Below are 783 nucleotides of genomic sequence, written 5' to 3'. Positions count from 1 at the left end.
GACCACGCGGAGCCTGTAGAAGAGAGCGGCTGGATCGACGTCCGAGAGATCGCAGAAAAGGTACCCGGCGCGGGTATCGTCGGAGTTGCTGCCAAATTGGTAGGTGAGCGGGAGCGTCCGGCCGTCCCGCAGGACAAGCAGACCTTTCCCGGTATACATCGCCGGCCCCCCCGCCAACTGCCTCGGCAGTACGCGCCCTGTTTCGGGGTTAGGGCAAGCGACGTTTAACGTCCCAATTGCTCGGCATCTTCTGCGTCATTCCGGAACCTTGCGTTCAAGGTCGTGTTTTTATCATGCCGCGTTCGTAGCCGATGCTCATCGGTCAGCCCTGCCAGCTCTCGGATTGCGGCGGTGATTGTTTGGCTCCCAATCACCGGAGACGGAACCGCGTCGGCGCCCCACGCCCGGCGCGGTTCCCTTGTTTGCAGGTGAGCGGAATCGCGATGAACCCGAAAATACGGAAAACGCTGCGCGGCTTCTTGCCGAGGCGCACGAGGTTATTTTCCGGGCTCTCATGACCCTCGCGCCCAGCCCAGGCGACCAGCCAAGGTGTCAACGGCGTGGCCGGTGCTTCCCGCCGATTGCAGCAGCCCCGCTGACGCCAACTTTCTTCACCGCGGCGGCCGGTTGTTCGCGCGTGACTCCAAGCTCTTTCGTCCAGTACGCGACCTCATAGTCCTCGTTCATGTTGATGCGAGAGCGGTCTTGCGGGCCCCTGTTATTTTCGTTGTCTGCCATAGTGACCTCCTGCAGCGAACCAATCGCTCGCGCACTCGCGCACAC

General features: G+C 62.1%; 1 protein-coding gene. It reads right to left on the bottom strand.

Annotated features, from left to right (window positions below; genetic code table 11):
* Nucleotides 1-552: 552 nt before the first annotated feature.
* The coding region (locus AC1DDA_RS27400) for a DUF3606 domain-containing protein (protein WP_476798094.1) at nt 553-783 on the bottom strand (231 nt) is incomplete at its 5' end.

This window comes from Allobosea sp. 10N428 (genome assembly GCF_056394545.1).
Note: the sequence above shows the minus strand (reverse complement) of the source record. Positions and strands in the feature narration are given on the sequence as shown.